The sequence below is a fragment of the Nocardioides sp. genome, from assembly GCF_029937575.1.
GTDB lineage: Bacteria > Actinomycetota > Actinomycetes > Propionibacteriales > Nocardioidaceae > Nocardioides.
Window position 1 is genome coordinate 118424 of the sequence record NZ_JAPYPS010000001.1, and the last position, 19918, is coordinate 138341.

Annotated in this window: 17 protein-coding genes and 1 tRNA gene; 10 read left to right on the forward strand and 8 right to left on the reverse strand. The window is 71.1% G+C overall.

What is annotated here, in order from left to right:
* The first annotated feature begins 33 nt into the window (after window positions 1-33).
* Window positions 34-381: an MscL family protein gene (locus Q1K33_RS00655; RefSeq protein ID WP_300399745.1), complete on the forward strand. Its 348-nt coding sequence runs from the start codon at window positions 34-36 to the stop codon at window positions 379-381.
* Window positions 382-686: 305 nt separating this feature from the next.
* Here Q1K33_RS00655 and Q1K33_RS00660 read toward each other — a convergent pair whose 3' ends face one another.
* Complete coding sequence (locus Q1K33_RS00660) at window positions 687-1859, reverse strand: LCP family protein (RefSeq protein ID WP_300399746.1); 1173 nt, start codon at window positions 1857-1859, stop codon at window positions 687-689.
* A gap of 263 nt (window positions 1860-2122) precedes the next feature.
* Between Q1K33_RS00660 and Q1K33_RS00665 the strand changes: the two genes are divergently transcribed.
* Window positions 2123-2195 (forward strand) — tRNA-Arg (locus tag Q1K33_RS00665).
* Between the two features lie 37 nt (window positions 2196-2232).
* Here the strand turns inward: Q1K33_RS00665 and Q1K33_RS00670 are convergent.
* Window positions 2233-3426 carry a saccharopine dehydrogenase NADP-binding domain-containing protein gene (locus tag Q1K33_RS00670; protein ID WP_300399747.1) on the reverse strand — a complete coding sequence of 398 codons (1194 nt, stop codon included), beginning with the start codon at window positions 3424-3426 and terminating at the stop codon, window positions 2233-2235.
* 141 nt (window positions 3427-3567) lie between these two features.
* Between Q1K33_RS00670 and Q1K33_RS00675 the strand changes: the two genes are divergently transcribed.
* From Q1K33_RS00675 to Q1K33_RS00690, 4 genes are all read left to right on the forward strand, one after another.
* A complete protein-coding gene (locus Q1K33_RS00675) occupies window positions 3568-4164 on the forward strand; it encodes a SigE family RNA polymerase sigma factor (protein WP_300399748.1) in 597 nt (198 codons plus the stop codon).
* A complete protein-coding gene (locus tag Q1K33_RS00680; RefSeq protein WP_300399749.1) occupies window positions 4161-6278 on the forward strand; it encodes a beta-propeller domain-containing protein in 2118 nt (705 codons plus the stop codon). The genes Q1K33_RS00675 and Q1K33_RS00680 overlap by 4 nt, the downstream gene beginning before the upstream one ends.
* 92 nt (window positions 6279-6370) lie before the next feature.
* Window positions 6371-6640, forward strand: a complete 270-nt coding sequence (locus Q1K33_RS00685) for a DUF2277 domain-containing protein (protein ID WP_300399750.1) — start codon at window positions 6371-6373, stop codon at window positions 6638-6640.
* Window positions 6637-7512: a Sir2 family NAD-dependent protein deacetylase gene (locus Q1K33_RS00690; RefSeq protein WP_300399751.1), complete on the forward strand. Its 876-nt coding sequence runs from the start codon at window positions 6637-6639 to the stop codon at window positions 7510-7512. The genes Q1K33_RS00685 and Q1K33_RS00690 overlap by 4 nt, the downstream gene beginning before the upstream one ends.
* Window positions 7513-7628: 116 nt before the next feature.
* Here Q1K33_RS00690 and Q1K33_RS00695 read toward each other — a convergent pair whose 3' ends face one another.
* Window positions 7629-8315, reverse strand: coding sequence for a metal-dependent transcriptional regulator (locus Q1K33_RS00695; RefSeq protein WP_300399752.1), 687 nt, complete (start codon window positions 8313-8315; stop codon window positions 7629-7631).
* A gap of 70 nt (window positions 8316-8385) precedes the next feature.
* Between Q1K33_RS00695 and Q1K33_RS00700 the strand changes: the two genes are divergently transcribed.
* From Q1K33_RS00700 to Q1K33_RS00710, 3 genes are all read left to right on the forward strand, one after another.
* The gene (locus Q1K33_RS00700) at window positions 8386-9729 is read left to right on the forward strand and encodes a deoxyribodipyrimidine photo-lyase (RefSeq protein WP_300399753.1); all 1344 of its coding nucleotides are present in this window, start codon (window positions 8386-8388) and stop codon (window positions 9727-9729) included.
* Window positions 9730-9793: 64 nt separating this feature from the next.
* On the forward strand, window positions 9794-10522 hold the full coding sequence (locus Q1K33_RS00705; RefSeq protein ID WP_300399754.1) for a hypothetical protein: 729 nt from the start codon (window positions 9794-9796) through the stop codon (window positions 10520-10522).
* Window positions 10522-12150 (forward strand): alpha-amylase family glycosyl hydrolase, encoded by a 1629-nt coding sequence (locus Q1K33_RS00710; RefSeq protein WP_300399755.1) that lies wholly within the window; start codon window positions 10522-10524, stop codon window positions 12148-12150. The genes Q1K33_RS00705 and Q1K33_RS00710 overlap by 1 nt, the downstream gene beginning before the upstream one ends.
* 31 nt (window positions 12151-12181) lie before the next feature.
* On the opposite strand, the gene Q1K33_RS00715 is transcribed toward Q1K33_RS00710, so the two are convergent.
* Together Q1K33_RS00715 and Q1K33_RS00720 are read right to left on the reverse strand one after the other, a co-directional pair.
* A complete protein-coding gene (locus tag Q1K33_RS00715) occupies window positions 12182-12619 on the reverse strand; it encodes a MarR family transcriptional regulator (protein ID WP_300399756.1) in 438 nt (145 codons plus the stop codon).
* A gap of 34 nt (window positions 12620-12653) precedes the next feature.
* Window positions 12654-14333, reverse strand: a complete 1680-nt coding sequence (locus Q1K33_RS00720) for an MDR family MFS transporter (RefSeq protein ID WP_300399757.1) — start codon at window positions 14331-14333, stop codon at window positions 12654-12656.
* A 382-nt stretch (window positions 14334-14715) separates the two neighbouring features.
* Here Q1K33_RS00720 and Q1K33_RS00725 point away from each other — a divergent pair, with 382 nt between their 5' ends.
* A complete protein-coding gene (locus Q1K33_RS00725) occupies window positions 14716-15564 on the forward strand; it encodes a crotonase/enoyl-CoA hydratase family protein (RefSeq protein WP_300399758.1) in 849 nt (282 codons plus the stop codon).
* Window positions 15565-15609: 45 nt separating this feature from the next.
* Here the strand turns inward: Q1K33_RS00725 and Q1K33_RS00730 are convergent, their stop codons facing one another.
* From Q1K33_RS00730 to Q1K33_RS00740, 3 genes are read right to left on the reverse strand one after another with little or no spacing between them, the layout of a single operon-like run.
* Window positions 15610-17583, reverse strand: a complete 1974-nt coding sequence (locus tag Q1K33_RS00730) for an ABC transporter ATP-binding protein (RefSeq protein WP_300399759.1) — start codon at window positions 17581-17583, stop codon at window positions 15610-15612.
* Complete coding sequence (locus Q1K33_RS00735; protein WP_300399760.1) at window positions 17580-19319, reverse strand: ABC transporter ATP-binding protein; 1740 nt, start codon at window positions 19317-19319, stop codon at window positions 17580-17582. Before Q1K33_RS00735 ends, Q1K33_RS00730 begins: the two co-directional genes overlap by 4 nt.
* Window positions 19320-19321: 2 nt before the next feature.
* Window positions 19322-19912, reverse strand: coding sequence for a TetR/AcrR family transcriptional regulator (locus tag Q1K33_RS00740; protein ID WP_300399761.1), 591 nt, complete (start codon window positions 19910-19912; stop codon window positions 19322-19324).
* Between the last annotated feature and the right edge of the window lie 6 nt (window positions 19913-19918).

Here is a 19918-nt window from a genome sequence, read left to right on the forward strand (position 1 = left end):
CACACCTGGCCCGAATCTTAGGAGTACCTACTCGTGGACGGATTCAAGAACTTCCTCTTCCGCGGCAACCTGGTCGACCTGGCTGTCGCGGTCATCATCGGTACGGCGTTCGGCGCCGTGGTCACCGCGTTCACCGAGTGGCTGACCAGCCTGCTCCCGTCGGCAGCCGACGACGTCTTCAGCACCGAGACGTACGGCGGCCGCTTCATGAACGCGATCATCGCCTTCGTCATCCTGGCCGCCGTCGTCTACTTCCTGGTCGTGGTGCCCTACGTGAAGGCCAAGGAGAAGTTCTTCCCCAGCCCGCCCGCCGGCACCCCCGAGGACATCGTCCTGCTCAAGGAGATCCGCGACCTGCTCTCGGCCCAGGCGCCGCGCTGAGCGAACAGTCGACCGCGAGGCACGAGCGATCGACGTCGTGAGCGAAGGTTGAGCGAGCCCGCGACCGAGGCACGAGGTCGCGCCAGGCGAGTCGAAACCGGCCCGTCGACAAGGTGCCGTCTCACCCACCGTGGTGAGGCGGCACCTGTGCCTTGAGCCACGTGTCGGACGAGGACTCCCCGCTCGACGAGACCGCGTCGTCCCGCTCGTCACTCGTCGTGTCGGGCAGTGTCTCTCCGAAGATCGCCGCGAGGCGCCGACGTCGCTTCCACTCCGGCTCCGGCTCCCTCGTCGGCTCCGCAGCCTCAGGCACAGAGACCCGCCGCCTGCCGTTGGCTGGCGGCGGCCTGGGCGCGCTCGGTCGTCGGCTCCTTGTCGGCACCGTCGACCTTGTCGCTGGCCTTGATCACGCCGTCGCGCAGGTTCTTCGTGAGCGTCTGGTCCTCGATCACGCGCTTCCAGAGCTGGTCGGCCTCGGGCAGCCACTCGACCCGGTTGGGGTCCTCCGGGGAGTACTGCCACGGGACCGTGACGAACTTGATGTTGTCCAGGCCGATGCCCTTGAAGCCCGCCCCGACGCGCCCGATCTCGGTGACCGAGGTGAAGTCGGTGGTCAGCGAGCGGGTCGCGGCGTTGAGGAAGCCGAGGACGCGGTCGACCCGGGTCAGGGTGCCGGCCGAGACGACCTTGCTCGCCATGGCGGCGATGAACGCCTGCTGCCGCTTGATCCGGCCGAGGTCGGAGCCGTCGCCCAGCGTGTAGCGGGCGCGCACGTAGTTGAGGGCCTGGCGCCCCACGACCTCCTGCGTGCCGGCGGGGATGTTGATCCCGTGGGCCGGGTCCTCGATCGGCTCGGGCAGGCAGACCTCGACGCCGTCGATGGCGTTGACCATGTCCTCGAACCCGTTGAAGTCCAGGACCACGTAGTTGTCGATCCGCACGTCGGTGAGCTGCTCGAACTGCTGGATCGTGCACGCCGGGCCACCCACCGAGAAGGCCTCGTTCCACATGACGTCGGTGGCGCCGGGGATCGTCTCGCCGTTCTCGTCCTTGCAGTCGGGACGGTCGACCAGGCTGTCGCGCGGGATGCTGACGCCGTAGGCGAAGGAGCGATCCGCCGAGAGGTGGAACATGATCGTGGTGTCCGAGCGCTCCCCGTCGCCGGTGAGTCCGTCGATGTTGTTGCCCTCGCCGTCGCGGGCGTCCGAGCCCATCACCAGCAGGTTGATCGGCTCCTGCGGCCCGGTGTCGACCGCGACCTTGTCGGGCCGGTCGGTGAGCTGCGCCTCGATGTCGACGACGTCGAGGTTGTCGTTGAGGTGGCGATAGAAGTAGACCCCGCCCAGTCCGAGGATCAGGCTGAGCGCGGCGAGCCCCGCCACGGCGACCGTGGCCGCCGTACGGCGTGGGTCCTTGCGGCCGCGCCGCTTGGGGCCGCTCGGCGCCAGGGGCGCCGGCGTCATCAGGTCCTGGGTCATGTCACCTTGACGTGCTCGTCGGGCAGTGGTGGGTCGGGTGGTGCAGCAAGAAGCAGCCGCGGTGCGCGTCGATGGGCACTCGCGGCCGTGTCGTACGACGGCCCCATTGTGCGGACCGATCCTGAGAGTCACCAAAATTGCCCGCCCCCGGAGCCGTCCCGGACGGGTCGTGTGCCTCACACCGGTCTCACGACCGTCCTCGGGCCCACGACCCGACCGGTCTCGGACATGGCAGACTGCGGGGCGGCGTCCCGCACGCCCTCGCCCCAGTAGCTCAGTGGATAGAGCAGCCGCCTCCTAAGCGAAAGGTCGCAAGTTCGACTCTTGCCTGGGGCACCCCCGTCGACCTGTCGACCCCCTCGAACCCGACCCGTCAGCCGACGACCTCGAACACGATCCCCGCGGCCCGCAGTCGCCCGAGCAGGTTGTCGCCCATCGCCTGCGCGGTCGTGACCGACCCGGCGGTCGTCGGGTTGTCGTCGAAGGCCAGGCTCAGCGCCGCCTCGCTGAGCATCTTGGCGGTCTCCCCGTAGCCGGGGTCGCCGCCGGAGACGCGGGTGTGCAGGGTGCGGCCGTCGCCCTCGGCGACGAAGTCGACGCTGAACGACGACTTCGCCCGCTTGGCCTCGTCCGGGCCCTCGCCCTGCTTGACCTTGCCGAGCAGGAAGTTGCGGGCCGGCTTGACCTGGGCGGCCAGACCGATCAGGGTGACGCCGACCGCGCCGCCCACGGCGTACCGCAGCGTCTTGGTGCCGGCGAAGTGGGAGTAGCGGAACTCCGGTCCGTACGACGTCAGCGCGGCGCCGCTGCGCGCGACCACCTGCGGGTCGATCGTCGGCAGCGGGAGCAGGTAGTAGCCCAGGACGGGGTCCTTGCCGGGCTTGCCGGAGACCGCGCGGGAGGAACGGCCCTCGGGCCGAGCCTCGGCCTGGCGGCGCTTCTTGGCCGTCGCGGCCATCTCCTTGGCGCGGGAGAAGGCGCCCATCGCCGAGTGGAACGTGCCTCCGGAGAAGGTGCCGTCGCCGCGCACCACGCCGCGCATCGTGACCGGGCCGGCCGCCTTGAGCTGCAGCACCGTGTAGTAGGCGCCGAGGTCGTGCGGGATCGAGTCGAACCCGCAGGCATGCACGATCCGGGCGCCGCTGGCCACGGCGGTCTCGTGGTGCTCGAGCCACGAGCGGTCGACGAATTCCGGCTCGCCGGTCAGGTCGACGTAGTCGGTGCCGGCTGCCGCGCACGCACCGACCAGCGGTCCGCCGAGCTGCAGGTAGGGCCCGACCGTCGTGGCGACGACCTTGGTGCGGGCGACGGCGGTCGCCAGTGCGGCCTCGTCTGCCGCGTCGACGACGATCAGCTCGAGATCCATGCTGCCCGGCTTGATCGTGTCCAGGTGGGCGCGGACCTTCTCGAGCTTGTCGAGGCTGCGGCCGGCCAGGGCCCAGCGCAGGCCGGCCGGGCCGTGCTCGGCGAGGTACTCGGCGGTGAGGCCGCCGGTGAAGCCGGTCGCACCGAAGAGGATCAGGTCGAGGTCCCGGTCAGGGCTGGCGGTGTCGCTGTTCTCAGGCATGGGCCCATCCTGACAGCACCGAGAAAGCGCCCGCCGGATGGAACCGACCGGGCGCCGAGCCTCGTCATACCCACGACAGCCCCTCCCGCACGGCGCACCACCCGGCACCACACGGCACCACCCGGCAGACCCAGGAGCCCCATGACGCACGAGACGGTCGACGAGAGCGACTTCGCCGACTACGCCCGCGAGGCATGGGGCACGCTCGTGCGCTCCGCGGTCTTCCTCGGCTGCAGCCTCCACGAGGCCGAGGACCTCGCCCAGACCACGCTGGTGCGCTGCTACACCGCCTGGCCGAGCGTGGTGGCCGCCGACAACCGGGCCGCCTACGTCTACCGGATGCTGCTCAACTGCCTGCGCGACTCCAAGCGGCGTCGATGGTGGGGCGAGAAGCCGACCGAGCGGCTGCCCGAGCCAGGGCGTGGCGGCGGCCGCGGTGCGGACGCAATCGCGGGAGTGGACACCGCCGACGCCGTCCACCGTGCGCTCGCCGGCCTGAGCAAGCCCAACCGCGACGTCGTGGTGCTGCGCTACTTCGCCGGGCTCACCGAGGCCGAGACCGCCGAGGCGCTCAAGGTCCCGAACGGCACGGTCAAGAGCCGGCTCTCCCGCTCCCTGGCCCAGCTCTCGGCCAACGACCACCTGGCCGACTTCAAGACCGACGCCACGTCGGGCTTCACAGCCAACTCCGCGACCGACTCCGCGACCGACCTCCCGACCGAGGAGACCACCTCATGACCGACCTCGAACGCGACTGGGACGACCTGCCCACCGGCCCCGCCCCCGTCGACGCCATCCTGCGCGAGGCCCGCCGAGAGGCCGCCCGGACCCGCCGCACGCCGGAGCAGCGGCTGCGCCGCTCGCTCGGCGGTGCCGCCGTGGTCGGGGGCATCGCTGCCGCCTTCATCGCCGGCAGCCTGGTCTCCTCCCCCGGCTCGAGCCAACCGGACGGTCCTGGTGCCGCGCTGCCGCCCGGGTCGGGCACGGTCGGCGACGACGTGGCGACCCCGGTCGCGTTCTTCGGCGAGCTCGAGGCGCCCGAGTCGTGCGAGGACCTGCTGGCGCACTACGTGGACCAGGGCGTCGACCTCGTGGGGGCCTACGGGTGGCAACAGCCGTACCTGTCTCGGATGACCTTGGCCTTCGATGCCGGCAACCGGGTCATGGCGGGCGCCCTGCCGCAACCGAGCATGCCGACGAACGCACGAGCCCCACGGGAGCTGTCGGCCAAGACCGGTCGCGTCACCTCCTCGGAGACCGGCACCAACGTCCAGGAGGTCGGGGTCGACGAGCCCGACACCGTCAAGACCGACGGGGAGCTGCTCGTGCGGCTGCGCGGCGCGATGCTGACGACGTACGACGTCTCCGGCGAGGCGGTGGAGCCGCTCGGCGACCTCGACCTGGGCGACTTCTCCGACGGCGAGATCCTGCTCGCCGACGACACCGTCGTCGCGGTCGGCAACGACGGCACCCGGCGCAACGGCGGCTACGGGTACGGCTACGACACCACCTCGCCCCAGACCCGGGTGCTCTCGATCGACGTGACCGACCCCAGCGAGCCCAGCCTGCTGCGGACCGTCGACTACGACGCGTCCACGGTCACCGCCCGCCAGCACGGGGACGTCGTACGTCTCGTGGTCTCGGCCGGCCTGCCCGAGCTCGACTTCGTCCGTCCCGGTCGCAGCGGCCGCAAGGGCGGTGGCCAGGAGACGGCGCTGCGCGCCAACCGCGCGATCGTCGAGGAGACGGCGGTCGGCGACTGGCTGCCGAGCGTCAGCATCGACGGAGGGGACCCGCAGCAGCTGCTGGACTGCGACCAGGTCGCGATCCCCCGCGCCGACGTCGGTCTCGGCACGATGGCCGTCGTCGGGTTCGCCGCCGACGCCGACATCAGCGACGTCGAGGACCTGGACGCGTTCGGCCTCGCCGGTGACGCCTCGCTGGCCTACGAGTCCAACGACCACCTCTACCTCGCAGGCGGCGACGGCGGAGGCTCCAACGGGTGCGGTTTCACCGACTTCTGCGTCCTCCCCCGCGTCGCCGGCGGCGGTGGGGGCACGACGTACGTCTACGACTTCGCCCTCGATGGGACCCGTGCGACCTACGTCGGCGCCGGCGAGGTCGAGGGCACGATCCGCGACCGCTGGGCGATGGACGAGTACGACGGAGTCCTCCGGCTCGCCGTCGGACCATCGAGCGAGACCGGCAACTTCAACTCCGTCGTCACGATGCGCGCCGAGGACGACGCCCTGGTCGAGATCGGCCGCGTCGACCGGCTCGGGGTCGGCGAGGACATCAAGTCGGTGCGGTGGTTCGACGGGCTGGCGATCCTGGTCACCTTCCGCCAGGTCGACCCGCTCTACACGATCGATCTCACCGAGCAGGACGACCCCGAGCTGATCGGCAAGCTCAAGATCCCCGGCTTCTCCTCCTACCTGCACCCGCTCGGCTCGATGCGGATGGTCGGCCTCGGCGAAGGCCCCCAGGCCGGCGGCCGACGCTGGGGCGCCCAGGCCGGACTCTTCGACGTCAGCGACCTCACCGACCCGCGCCAGCTCGACGTGCTCTCCTACGGCGGCGGGTCCAGCGCGCTGGCCGGCGACGATCCCCGCCAGCTCACCTGGCTCCCGGCCGAGCGGACCGTGCTGACCGTGGTCCGCAAGGGCCGCGCCGGCTTCGTCTCGACGATCGAGGTCGGCGGCGGGGAGCTGGCCAACACGATGACGAAGGTCGAGTTCGGCAGCGACGTCGACGAGGTGCGCACGGTGCCGATCTACGGAGCAGGCCCCGGCGGCCGCGACAAGGTGGTCCTCGTGACCGGCGAGGACGTGGAGTTCTTCGACGTGCCGTGACGGCACAATTGTGGCGTTGTGGCACGGTCGGAGCGTAGAAGCATGTCCAAACGGCACAATTGTGCGATCTGGACCGACGTAGGCTGGACGCCATGTGCCGCAACATACGCCCGCTCAACAACTTCGAGCCGCCGGCGTCCGGCGACGAGGTGCACGCCGCCGCGCTGCAGTACGTCCGCAAGGTGGCCGGGGCGACCAAGCCGTCGGCGGCCAACCAGGCGGCGTTCGACCGGGCGGTCGCCGAGATCGCGCACGCCACCGGCCACCTCCTCGAGGACCTGGTGACCACGGCTCCACCCAAGAACCGCGAGGTCGAGGCGGAGAAGGCGCGGGCCCGGGCGCGCGTGCGCTACGGCACGTGACGACCCACGCCGCCGGCCTCGACCCCACGTCGTTCGAGCAGGACGAGACGCTCGAGCGCGCGCTCGACCTGCTGACCGACCGGCCCCTCGTCGTGCTCGGTGGTGCGGGCATGTCGACCGACTCCGGCATCCCGGACTACCGCGGCCCGGGTCGTCCGGAGCGGGCGCCGATGACCTACCAGGAGTTCGTCGCGACGCCCCAGGCCCAGCAGCGCTACTGGGCGCGCTCCCACCTCGGGTGGGGCCGGATGCGCCACGCCGAGGCCAACGCGGGTCATCGCGCCCTGGCCGCGCTCGACCCCGAGCTGCTCATCACCCAGAACGTCGACGGACTGCACGAGGCCGCCGGCTCCCGGCGGATGATCGCCCTGCACGGACGGATCGCCGACGTGGTGTGCCTGGGCTGCCGCGAGGTGACCTCGCGTGCGGGCCTGCACGACCGGCTCGAGACCGCCAACCCCGGCTTCGCCGACACCCACGCCGCCGCCGCTGTCCGTCCCGACGGTGACGTGGAGCTGGACGACACGACCGCCTTCGTCGTACCCGGCTGCGAGACCTGCGGCGGAGCCCTCAAGCCCGACGTCGTCTTCTTCGGCGAGAACGTCCCCAAGGACCGCGTAGAGCGGTGCTACGCCGCGGTCGACGCGCTCGGCGACGGAGGCGGTGCGCTACTGGTCGTCGGCTCGAGCCTGACGGTGATGAGCGGCTTCCGGTTCGTACGGCGCGCGGCCAAGGCGGGCACGCCGGTGGTGATCGTCAACCGCGGGACGACCCGGGGCGACGAGCTGGCGACGTACAAGCTGGACGTCGGGGTCGCGGGGTTCCTCGGCGCGCTGGCCGGAGTCGGGGCGGACTTCTCAGGGTTCTCCTGACGTTCTCAGGCGGAGCTTCCCCTGGGAACGTCAGGAATCCCCGGGTGCCCGGGGATTCCTGCAGCCGCAAACCGCCCAGTCGCAAACCCCCCAGCCGCAAACCCCGCCGCAGGCCCTCAGAGACGCTTGACGAAGATGTGGTCGGCCGCCTCGGGGTCGATCTCGGCGGACTCGCCACCCGAGCCCACCAGCACGCCGGCCTCGGTCGCCACGATCGTGACCGTCTTGTCCGGCAGCGCGCCGACGCGACGCATCGCGCTCATCAGCGACTCGTCCTTCTGCATCTCCTCGCTGATCCGACGCACGAGCACGCGGCCCTCCTCGGAGCCGGCCACCTTCGAGAGGGGCTCGACGTCCTCCATGAAGGGCTCCAGCGGCGAGCTCTCGCCGAGCTCGGCCAGGCCCGGGATCGGGTTGCCGTACGGCGACTCGGTGGGGTGGTCGAGCAGCTCGAGCAGGCGACGCTCCACCGTCTCGGACATCACGTGCTCCCAGCGGCAGGCCTCCTCGTGCACGAGCTCCCAGTCGAGCCCGATCACGTCGGTCAGGAGCCGCTCGGCGAGCCGGTGCTTGCGCATGACGCGGGTGGCGAGGCGCTCGCCGTCCTCGGTCAGCTCGAGGTGGCGGTCGCCCTCCACGGTCAGCAGACCGTCGCGCTCCATCCGAGCCACGGTCTGCGAGACGGTGGGGCCGCTCTGGTGCAGACGCTCGGCGATCCGGGCCCGCAGCGGGACGATTCCCTCCTCGACGAGCTCGTAGATGGTCCGTAGATACATCTCGGTGGTGTCGATGAGGTCGCTCACGGGGCCATTCTTACCCATCCGCCCTTGGGGTGGTCCACTCGCAGTCCCCCTGCTGGCAGAGTCCCGGGGCGTGACCTCCGTGATGTGGTTCCGGCGCGACCTGCGCGCCGGCGACAACCCGGCCCTGCTGCGCGCGCTCGAGGACGGCCCCACGCTCCCGCTCTTCGTGCTCGACCCGGCGCTGTGGGGTCCGGCCGGGCGCCCGCGCCGGGCCTACCTCGCCCACAGCCTGCGGTCCCTGCGGCACGACGTACCGCTGAGCATCGTGCACGGCGATCCCGTACGCCGGGTGGTCGAGGCCGCCCGCGAGGTCGGGGCCGAGAGCGTCCACCTCGCCGCCGACCACGGCCCCTACGGCGCCCAGCGCGACCAGGCGGTCGAGGAGGCGCTCGACGACGCGGGGGTCTCCCTGGTGCGCACGGGCTCGCCGTACGCTGTCGAGCCGGGGCGGATCACCAACGGCAGCGGGTCGCCGTACAAGGTCTACACGCCGTTCTCCAAGGCCTGGGCCGAGCACGGCTGGCGCGATCCCGTCGGGCCCCCGAAGGACCCCGACTGGCGCCACCTCAAGGACACCGTCGACCTCCCCGACCCCGAGATCCCCGACGGCCTGGCCCTCCCGGACGCCGGAGAGGCGGCCGCGCACGAGCGCTGGCAGGAGTTCCTCGACCGGATCGAGCACTACGACGACGACCGCGACAAGATGGGCGTCGACGGCACCTCGCGGATGTCTGTGCACCTCAAGTGGGGCGAGATCCACCCCCGCACGATGCTCGCCGACCTCGCGCCGCTGCGCTCCGAAGGAGCACGGACCTACCGCAAGGAGCTGGCCTGGCGGGAGTTCTACGCCGACGTGCTGCACGCGCGTCCCGAGAGCGCCCGGGAGTACCTGCGCGCCGAGTACGCCCGGATGCCGTACGCCGACCCCGACTCCCCCGACAGCCACCTCGAGGCCTGGCAGCGCGGGCGCACCGGCTTCCCGATCGTCGACGCCGGGATGCGTCAGCTGCGCGCCACGGGCTGGATGCACAACCGGGTGCGGATGATCGTGGCGAGCTTCCTCGTCAAGGACCTCCACCTCGAGTGGCAGCACGGCGCCCGTCACTTCATGCGCTGGCTGGTCGACGGCGACCTGGCCTCCAACCAGCACGGCTGGCAGTGGACGGCGGGCAGCGGCACCGACGCGGCCCCGTACTTCCGGGTCTTCAACCCGACCAGCCAGGGCCGCAAGTTCGACTCGCCGGGCGGGTACATCCGCCAGTGGGTGGACGAGCTCGCCGACCCCGCCCAGGTGCCGGACCCGCACGAGCCCGGGGACGACGAGCGCGACCTCGTCGGCTACCCCGCCGCGGTCGTCGACCACAAGGCCGAGCGCCAGGAGGCGCTGGACCGATGGCAGTCCATCCGCGACTGACTCGTCCCGTCCCCACCCCGGCGGAGTGTGGACCGGCGGGTCCCCGGCGTGACAGCGTTGGCCCGTGCCCGACGTGACGCCGCCCCTGACCATCCCGCGCCGCTTCTGCGGCCCGGCCAGCTCGGGCAACGGCGGCTGGACCGCCGGCGCCCTGGCCGCCTACCTCGCTCCGGGGCCCGTGCGCGTGACGCTGCGCAAGCCTCCTCCCCTCGACACCGACCTCGCTGTCGCCCTCGACGGCGACAGCGCCACGGCGACCAACGGCGACGTCGTGGTGGCCGCGGCGTCGCCGGCCGACGAGTCCGTCACGGCGGTCGAGGCGATCACCGCCGACCAGGCGCGGGCCGCGGAGTCGACCTTCGCCGGCCTGGACTTCCACCCGTTCCCGACCTGCTTCTCCTGCGGCACGGGCCGCGAGGCGCACGACGGCCTGCGCATCTTCCCCGGCCGCGTGGACGACGACACCGAGGGTCGCGTCCGCGTCGCGGCCACCTGGACCCCGGACCCCAGTCTCGGCGGCAGCACCGCGACGCTGGAGGTCACCTGGGCGGCGCTCGACTGCGTCGGGGGCTGGGCCGGCGACCTGACCCAGCGGCTGATGGTGCTCGGCTCGATGACCGCCGAGATCCGTGACCTGCCGAAGGTCGGTGCTGAGCACGTGCTCGTCGGTGGCGCCCGCGGCTCCGAGGGCCGCCGTACCTGGACGGCCTCGACGCTGTACGACGCCGCGGGCCGCGTGCTGGGCTCGGCCGAGCACGTGTGGTTCGCCGTGGACCCCGCGGACTTCTCGTGATGGCCGCGCACGAGCCGCGATCCGGCGAGACGCCCTGGTGGCGCGACGCGGTGATCTACCAGATCTACGTCCGCAGCTTCGCCGACTCCGGCACCCGTGGCGTCGACGGCGTCGGCGACCTGCCCGGGATCACCTCGCGCCTGCCCTACCTGCGTGACCTCGGCGTGGACGCGGTCTGGATCACGCCGTTCTACACCTCACCGCAGCACGACCACGGGTACGACGTCGCCGACTACCGCGACATCGACCCGCTCTTCGGCACCCTCGCCGACGCCGACACCCTCGTGGCCACCGCGCACGACCTGGGTCTCAAGGTGATCGTCGACCTGGTGCCCAACCACACCTCCGACGAGCACGCGTGGTTCCAGGCCGCCCTCGCCGCCGCGCCCGGCAGCCCGGAGCGGGCCCGCTACCTCTTCCGCGACGGCCGCGGAACCGACGACGCCCCGGGGTCGGAGCCGCCGAACAACTGGCAGTCGGTCTTCGGCGGACCGGCGTGGACCCGCGTCGCGGACGGCCAGTGGTACCTCCACCTCTTCGACACCACCCAGCCCGACCTCGACTGGCGCAACCCCGAGGTCGGCGACATGTTCGCCGACGTCCTGCGCTTCTGGCTGGACCGCGACGTCGACGGCTTCCGGGTCGACGTCGCGCACGGCCTCTACAAGGAGGCGAGCCTGCGCGACCAGGAGCTGGACCAGGACACGGCGGGCGCCACGAGCGAGCCGAAGGAGTCGATGGTCGCGCGCACGTTGCGTGACGAGCCGATGTGGGACCAGCCCGAGGTCCACGACGTCTACCGGCGCTGGCACGAGGTGCTGGCGTCCTACCCGGGCGATCGGATGAACGTCGCCGAGGCCTGGACCCAGACGCCGGCCTCGATGGCCAAGTTCGTGCGGCCCGACGAGATGAGCCAGGCCTTCAACTTCTCCTGGCTGCTCGCCGACTGGTCCGCCCAGGCCTTCGCCGACGTCGTCACCGGGACCTTCGCGGCGCTGGCCGACGTCGAGGCCAGCCCCACGTGGGTGCTGAGCAACCACGACGTCATCCGTCACACCACGCGGTACGGCGGCGGCACCGCCGGCCTCGCGCGAGCCCGCGCCGCGACGCTCACGATGCTGGCGCTGCCGGGCTCGTCGTACCTCTACCAGGGCGAGGAGCTCGGTCTCGAGCAGGTCGACGTCGCTCCCGACGACCGACAGGACCCCGCGTGGCTGCGTCACCAGGGGGCAACCGGCGAGGTCGGCCGCGACGGCTGTCGCGTCCCGATCCCGTGGTCGGGGACGAGCGCGCCGTACGGTTTCGGGCCCGGGGACGGCCAGCCGTGGATACCGCAGCCCGCCGACTGGGCGTCGCTCACGGCGCAGGCCCAGACCGGCGACGATGACTCGACGCTGGAGTTCTACCGCCGTGCGCTCGCGGCCCGGCGGGAGCTGCCCGTGACGGAGGCCGGCGACGTGCAGGTCGACGTGGACGGTGACCTGCTCACGATCACCCGGGCCGGGGTGCGGGTGCTGCTCAACTGCGGGGAGAGCGCCCTGCCGCTGCCGGCCGGGGACGTCCTGGTCGCCAGTGGCCCGGTCACGGGCGAGCTGCCTGCCTCGACCGCGGTGTGGCTGGCCGGCTAGCGACCCGCGCGCGAGGTCCGCGTGCGGGGCGCTAGACCTGGAGGTCGTTGGCGGCGTTGAGCGCCTCGTTGTAGCGGCCCAGCTCCTCGACGAACGCTGCGAGCTTGGCGTCGTCCCACTCCCCCAGGCCCTCGTCGAGCAGCCGCTGCCGGTGCTCGACCACGTCGGCCAACCGCTGACGGGCCTCCGGCGTGATCGAGATCAACCAGGCGCGCGCGTCACCGGGGTCCGGCTCCTTGTCGAGCAGGCCGAGCTCCAGGAGGTGGCCGACCTGGCGGCTGATCGCACCCTTGTCGGTGTCGAAGAGCTCGACCAGCACCGACGCTCGGACCGGTCCGCTCTCGGCGACGGAGGAGAGGATGAGGTAGGAGGCGGGCTGCAGGTCTGGGTGCACCATCTGGGCGCGGACGCCGATCACGCGGCGCACCCGTCGCATCAGCACCCCCACCTCGTGCTCGAGCGTGCGCAAGGACTCAGCCCTGGTCACTCGGGGCCCACCCGGCTCACGCGTTCCTCATCGGCGACTGCCGGGCCGCCGGCACCGGCACCGTGGCGCCACCGGCGTGGGCCTCGATCGGTCCGGCTGCGGAGGCCTCGGGGCTCTTCGGTCCCAGCGGCTCTGCCGCGTCGGACAACGTCGTACGCAACGGGACCTCCTTGATGAAGAGCACACAGACAAGTGCAAGGATCGCAAAGGGTACGGCCACGAGGAAGATGTGTCCCACAGCGGTGCCGAAAGCGTGCTCGTAGAGGTCGCGGATCGGCGCCGGGAGCGCGGCCAGGTCCGGGATCGAGGAGCTCTCGTGGCCCGTGTCCGCCACGCCCATGTCGGCCAGGCCCGTGCGGACGGTGCCGGCGACCTGGGTCGAGAGCACCGCGCCGAGCACGGAGACGCCGACCGAGCCGCCGAGCGAGCGGAAGAAGGCGACGACGGAGCTGGCGGCGCCCATGTCCTTGGCGCTGGTGTTGTTCTGGACTGCCAGGACGAGGTTCTGCATCGTCGAGCCGAGACCGACGCCGACCAGGGCCATGAAGACGCCCACGAGGACCAGTGGGGTGTCGGCGTCGATCGTGCTGAGCAGGGAGAGCCCGACGACCACGAGGACGAGACCGCCCACCAGCCACCGCTTCCAGATGCCGGTGTTGCTGATGACCCGGCCGCTGACGATGCTGGAGACGAGGAGTCCGCCGACCATCGCGATGGACATCAGGCCGGCCTCGGTCGGGCTCATGCCCCGGGCGAGCTGGAAGTACTGGCTGAGGTAGACCGTCGCGCCGAACATCGCGACGCCGACCATCACCGACGCCAGCGTGGCCAGGGCGGTGGTGCGGTCCTTGAAGAGACGCAGCGGGATCACCGGGTCGACCGCGACGCGGCTCTCGACGTACAGGGCAGCGGCGATGAGTGCCAGGCCGAGGGCGACGAGCGCGGCGGTGGTGGCCGAGGCCCAGGCGAAGGACGAGCCCGCGAGGGAGACCCAGATCAGCAGGCTGCTGATGCCGCCGACGATCAAGGTCGCACCCAGGTAGTCGATCGAGACCTCACGGCGTACGACGGGCAGGTGCAGGCGGCGCTGCAGGACGTAGAAGGCGAGGGCCGCGAAGGGCAGGCCGACGAAGAAGCAGCCGCGCCAGCCGAGCGGGCTGTCGACGACCAGACCACCGATCAGCGGTCCGCTCACGGTGGCGGTCGCGAAGACTGCGCCGATGTAGCCGGAGTAGCGACCGCGCTCACGCGGGGAGACCATCGACGCGATCACCACCTGGACCAGGGCGGTGAGACCACCGACGCCCAGGCCCTGGACGACGCGGCCACCGATGAGCACACCCATGCTGGGTGCGAACGCGGCGATCAGCGACCCGATCGTGTAGATCACCAGGGCCGACTGCACGAGCATCTTCTTGCTGAACAGGTCGGCCAGCTTGCCCCAGATCGGGGTGGTCGCGGTCATCGCCAGCAGGGTGGAGACGACTACCCAGGTGTAGCCCGACTGCGATCCGTTGAGATCGGTGACGATGCGCGGGAGCGCATTGGTGACGACGGTGCTGGACAGCATCGCGACGAACATCGCGAGCAGGAGGCCGCTGAGGGCCTCGAGGATCTCGCGGTGGGTCATCGGGGCCGGGTCGGCGCCGGCCGGTGTGGAACTGCCTACTTCGGATGCTGCTGCCTGGGTGCTCACGGGTGCTTCTCTCATGCCACTAGAAGGTTGATATAAGCAACCATATTCCCGACTGGTTGATTTGGGCAACCATCAGCCCTGTGAGTCACGCCTCAGCCCTGGTCCCGGCCGCACGAAAAAGGGACAACCCGCAGGCGTGGCTCCAGATCCAGAGGATCCGGAGCCGCTCCCGGGGACGTGATTCCGGGGCGCCTGCGGGTCGGGTGACTGCGTGGGATTGACCAGCAGCCTCGGAGGGGATCCCCCCTCCGCGATGCTGGGCTGCTAGTGCGCAGCCACCTCACTCGTCCTAGAAGAATGCATTGTTAGGACCACCTCCTTTCCGTGTCCCACCAGCGTAGATCCGACGTCCGCCTGCGACAAGGGATTTACGGTGAGGGCCATGAGCACCTCGTCACCGCACCCCTCCCCACCACCGGTCGCCACGGCGTACGACGGTCCCGATCGCGCCGTCGCGGTGGTCACCATCGACCGGCCCGACCGACGCAACGCCGTCGACTCCGCGACCGCCGCGCTCCTGGCCGAGGCGATCGAGACCGCCGACGCCGACGAGGCCGTCTCGGTCATCGTGCTGACCGGCGCCGGTGGGGTGTTCTGCGCCGGCGCCGACCTCAAGGCCCTGGCCGAGGGCGACCGGCTCGACTCTCCGGAGGAGTTCACCGACACCGGCCGCGGCCCCATGGGACCGACGCGACTGCGCACGTCCAAGCCGGTCATCGCCGCGATCGAGGGACCCGCGGTTGCCGGTGGGCTCGAGCTGGCGCTCTGGGCGGACCTGCGGGTCGTCGCCTCCGACGCCACTCTCGGCGTCTACTGCCGACGCTTCGGCGTGCCCCTGATCGACCTCGGCACGGTCCGCCTCCCCCGCCTGATCGGGCACAGTCGGGCGATGGACCTGATCCTCACCGGTCGCGGCATCGACGGCGTCGAGGCCGAACGGATCGGGCTGGCCAACCGGGTGACGTCGCCGGGCGACGCGCTGGCCGCCGCCGTGGCTCTGGCCCACGAGCTCGCAGCACTGCCGCAGCGGTGCCTGCGCAACGACCGCCTCTCGGCCCTGGAGCAGTGGGACCTGAAGGAGGACGACGCGATGCGCAACGAGTTCGCCCGCGGGCTCGAGACGATCGGCTCGGGCGAGACGCTCGGTGGGGCGGGGCGGTTCGTCGGCGGTGCGGGGCGGCACGGGGCTGCGGCCGGGGAAGGTCACAACGCCACAATTGTGGAGTTGTGACACGTCTTCGCCGCCAGAACCTGCACTAGCTCCACAATTGTGCGATCACGACACCACGGCCGACGCCGCATACTGCGACTGGTACAGCCGCGAGTACGCCCCACCGGCCACCACCAGCTCGTCGTGCGTGCCCTGCTCCACGATCGAGCCGTCCTCCATCACCAGGATCAGGTCGGCGTCGCGGATGGTGGAGAGCCGGTGGGCGATGACGAACGACGTCCGGTCGGTGCGCAGGGCGGCCATGGCGTGCTGCAGGAGCAGCTCGGTGCGGGTGTCGACCGAGCTCGTGGCCTCGTCGAGGATCAGCAGCGCCGGGTTGGTGAGGAAGGCACGCGCGATCGTGATCAGCTGTCGTTCGCCCGCCGACAGGTTGGAGCCCTCCTCGTCGACGAGGGTGTCGTAGCCGTCGGGCAGCGAGTGCACGAAGCGGTCGACGAACGTCGCCTGCGCCGCCTCGAGGACCTCCTCGTCGGTCGCTCCGGGTCGTCCGTAGGCGATGTTGTCGCGGATCGTGCCGGCGAAGAGCCAGGTGTCCTGCAGGACCATCCCGATCTGGCCGCGCAGCGCCGAGCGGGGCATCGCTCCGACGTCGACACCGTCGAGGGTGATCCGGCCGCCGTCGAGGTCGTAGAAGCGCATCACCAGGTTGACCAGGGTGGTCTTGCCGGCGCCGGTCGGGCCGACGATGGCGACCGTCTGACCCGGCCGAGCCACGAGCGACAGGTCGCTGATCAACGGCCGGTCCTCGTCGTAGGAGAAGGCGACGTGCTCGAAGGCGACCTCGCCGCGCGTCACCTCTGCCGCGGCGACGTCGCCCTCGATCGGCTCCTCGTCGGCGTCGAGCAGCTCGAAGACCCGCTCGGCCGAGGCGACGCCCGACTGCAGCAGGTTGGCCATCGACGCCACCGTGGTCAGCGGCTGGGTGAACTGGCGGGTGTACTGCACGAAGGCCTGCACCTCACCGATCGTCAGCGCGCCACTGGTCACCCGCAGGGCGCCGACGACCGCGACCACGACGTAGTTGAGGTTCCCGATGAACATCATCGTCGGCATGATCAGCCCGCTGACGAACTGCGCTTTGAAGCTCACCTCGTAGAGCTCGTCGTTCTGCTCGGCGAAGACGCGCTCCACCTCGCCCTGGCGACCGAACACCTTGACCAGCGAGTGGCCGGAGAAGGACTCCTCGATGTGCGCGTTGAGCTGGCCGGTACGGCGCCACTGCTGGACGAACTGGCCCTGCGAGCGCTTCATGATCGCCCGCGTCGCGGCCAACGAGATCGGCACGCTGACCAGGGCGACCAGCGCCAGCAGCGGGGAGATCCACAGCATCATCGCGAGCACCGCGACCACCGTCATCAACGACGTCAGCAGCTGGCTCATCGTCTGCTGCAGCGTCGTGGAGATGTTGTCGATGTCGTTGGTGACCCGGCTCAGCAGCTCACCGCGCGGCGAGCGGTCGAAGTAGCCCAGCGGTAGGCGGTTGATCTTGACCTCGACGTCCTGGCGCATCCGGTAGACGGTGCGCTGCACGACGCTGTTGAGGATGTAGCCGGCACCCCAGCTCAGCAGGGAGGCGGCCACGTAGATCGCCAGCACCAGGAGCAGGACCTCTCCGACGGCACCGAAGTCGACGCCCTGCCCCGGGATGACGTCCTGGCCCTGCACGGCGTCCGGCAGGTCGCTGTCGGGGGTCCCGGCCGGGAACTGGCGACCGATGAAGCCCGAGAAGACCAGGTCGGTGGCGTGCCCGAGGATCCGTGGCCCGATCGACATCAGGAGCACGGACCCGACGGTGAGGGCGACGACGAACAACGCGGCGACCTGGTCGGGGCGCATCCGCGCCACCATCCGCTTGGCCGACGGGCCGAAGTCCATCGCCTTCTGCCCGACCATGCCCCCGCCCATCGGGCCGCGCCCCGGTCCGGCGACGGGAGCCTCGATGCGCTCGGTGGCCTCCAGGGCCTTGCCCTTCGGCGTCGGCGTCGGCGTCTGATCGTCCCGGTCGCTCTGGTCGCTCATGGAGAGACCTCCTCGGCGCTGTGCTGCGACTCGACGATCTCGGCGTACGTCGTGCACCCGGCCAGCAGCTCGTCGTGCGTGCCGCGACCGACCACCCGCCCGTCCTCGAGCACCACGATCTGGTCGGCGTCGCGGATCGTGGAGACCCGCTGCGCGACCACCACCACCGTGGCGTCGCGGGTCACCGGCACGAGGGCCGCACGCAGCCGAGCGTCGGTGGCGAGGTCGAGGGCCGAGAAGGAGTCGTCGAAGAGGTAGATCGCCGGCTCGCGGACCACGGCTCGCGCGATGGCCAGGCGTTGGCGCTGTCCGCCGGAGAAGTTGGTGCCGCCCTGCGCGACGGGCGCGTCGAGGCCCTCGGGCAGCGCCTCCACGAAGTCCCGCGCCTGCGCGACCTGGAGCGCTGCCCACATCTCGTCCTCGGTGGCATCGCCCTTGCCGTGCTCGAGGTTGGAGCGGACCGTGCCGGAGAAGAGGTAGGCCTTCTGGGGCACCAGCCCGATCTGGTCCCACAGCACCGACGGCTCGAGCTCGCGCACGGAGACCCCGGAGACGCGCACCACGCCGGACGAGGTGTCGAAGAGCCGCGGGACGAGGTTGAGCAAGGTGGTCTTGCCCGAGCCGGTGGAGCCGATGACGGCGACGGTCCTGCCCGGCCTCGCGGAGAGCTCGACGTCGCAGAGCACGGGCGCATCAGCACCGGGGTAGGTCACCGTGACCTGCTCGAGGTCGAGATGACCGCGCAGCGCCGGGTCGGGGGCGACCGGGTCGGTGGCCGGCACCACCGAGGAGTCGGTGTCGAGCACCTCGGCGATCCGGTCGGCACACACCGCGGAGCGCGGCACCTGCATGAGCATGAAGGTCGCCATCATCACCGACATCAGGATCTGCATCAGGTAGGACAGGAACGCCGTCAGCGCCCCGACCTCCATCCGCCCGTCGTCGACGCGCTGCCCTCCGAACCAGATCACCCCGACGCTGGCGACGTTGACCACGATCATCACCAGGGGGAACATCAGTGCCATCCACCGTCCGGCGCGCACGGCGACGTCGGTGAGGTCGCCGTTGGCCTGGGCGAAGCGCTCCGCCTCGTGGGGCTCACGGACGAACGCGCGCACCACCCGGATCCCGGTGATCTGCTCGCGCAGGACCCGGTTGACCTCGTCGATGCGGCCCTGCATCAGTCGGAAGTTGGGGACCATCTTGGAGACCACGAAGCCGACCGAGACGAACAGCGCGGGCACGACGACGGCCAGGATCCACCCGAGCCCGAAGTCCTCGCGCAGCGCCATGATCACGCCGCCGATCATCATGATCGGCGAGGAGGCCGCGATCAGGCACGCCATCAGCACCAGCATCTGGACCTGCGTGACGTCGTTGGTGCCCCGGGTGATCAGCGACGGCGCCCCGAACTCCTGCAGCTCGCGAGCCGAGAAGGTCCCGACACGCTGGAAGATGTCGCGGCGCAGGTCGCGACCGAACGACATCGCCGCACGCGCGCCGTACCAGGCCGCGGCGACGGAGGCGACGATCTGGGCGATCGAGACGACCAGCATGATCGCGCCGAGGCGCAGGATGACGTCGGTGTCACCCTGCGCGATGCCGTCGTCGATGATCCGGGCGTTGAGGCTGGGGAGGTAGAGCATCGCCAGGACACTGACGAACTGCAGGCCGAGGACGGCGGCCAGGAAGTGGCGGTACGGCTGGAGCCGCTCGCGCAGGAGGCGCAGGAGCATGGTCAGTCCCTTTCCGTCGGGAGCAGGTGACCGGTGAGCACCGTGTCGACGATCTGGTCGGGGGTCAGCAGGTGACCGTCGGCGATGTGCTGGTGGCTGCCGGCGAAGCAGAGCAGGCGGAAGACGTGGACGAAGTGGCCCACCGAGCAGCCGAGCCGCTCGGCGTCGGCCGCCACGACCCCGGTGACCAGCTGCTCCAGCCGAGCGCGCCACGCGACGGCCGCCTCGCTGTCGTGCAGGTGGTCGGGCGGTCGGACCAGCCCGACCCGCTGCATCAGCGAGAAGGTCGCCTGGAAGCGCTGCTGGAAGATCGAGGCAAGCATGATGAGACGGTCGCGCAGCGGCAGGGTCGGGTCGATCTCCTCGATCCGCGCGACGAGGTCGCCGGGCTCGAAGGCGCGAGCGATCGCGGCGTCCACCAGCTCATCCTTGGAGTCGACGACCCGGAAGATGGTGCCTTCCGCGACGCCGGCGGCCTCGGCGATCTGGCGGGTGGTGACGTCGCGGCCGTGGCGACGCAGCAGCTGCAGGGTCACGGTGACCAACGCGTCGCGACGGTCGCTCGGCGACATGGCCGGGGCGCGGGGACTCACCGGGAC

What these genes read in the sequence shown, in the direction of transcription:
- Q1K33_RS00660 (WP_300399746.1), bottom strand. Translation starts at nt 1,859, where the DNA reads ATGACCCAGGACCTGATGACGCCGGCGCCCCTGGCGCCGAGCGGCCCC.
- Q1K33_RS00670 (WP_300399747.1), bottom strand. Translation starts at nt 3,426, where the DNA reads ATGCCTGAGAACAGCGACACCGCCAGCCCTGACCGGGACCTCGACCTG.
- Q1K33_RS00675 (WP_300399748.1), top strand. Translation starts at nt 3,568, where the DNA reads ATGACGCACGAGACGGTCGACGAGAGCGACTTCGCCGACTACGCCCGC.
- Q1K33_RS00680 (WP_300399749.1), top strand. Translation starts at nt 4,161, where the DNA reads ATGACCGACCTCGAACGCGACTGGGACGACCTGCCCACCGGCCCCGCC.
- Q1K33_RS00685 (WP_300399750.1), top strand. Translation starts at nt 6,371, where the DNA reads ATGTGCCGCAACATACGCCCGCTCAACAACTTCGAGCCGCCGGCGTCC.
- Q1K33_RS00710 (WP_300399755.1), top strand. Translation starts at nt 10,522, where the DNA reads ATGGCCGCGCACGAGCCGCGATCCGGCGAGACGCCCTGGTGGCGCGAC.
- Q1K33_RS00725 (WP_300399758.1), top strand. Translation starts at nt 14,716, where the DNA reads ATGAGCACCTCGTCACCGCACCCCTCCCCACCACCGGTCGCCACGGCG.
- Q1K33_RS00730 (WP_300399759.1), bottom strand. Translation starts at nt 17,583, where the DNA reads ATGAGCGACCAGAGCGACCGGGACGATCAGACGCCGACGCCGACGCCG.
- Q1K33_RS00735 (WP_300399760.1), bottom strand. Translation starts at nt 19,319, where the DNA reads ATGCTCCTGCGCCTCCTGCGCGAGCGGCTCCAGCCGTACCGCCACTTC.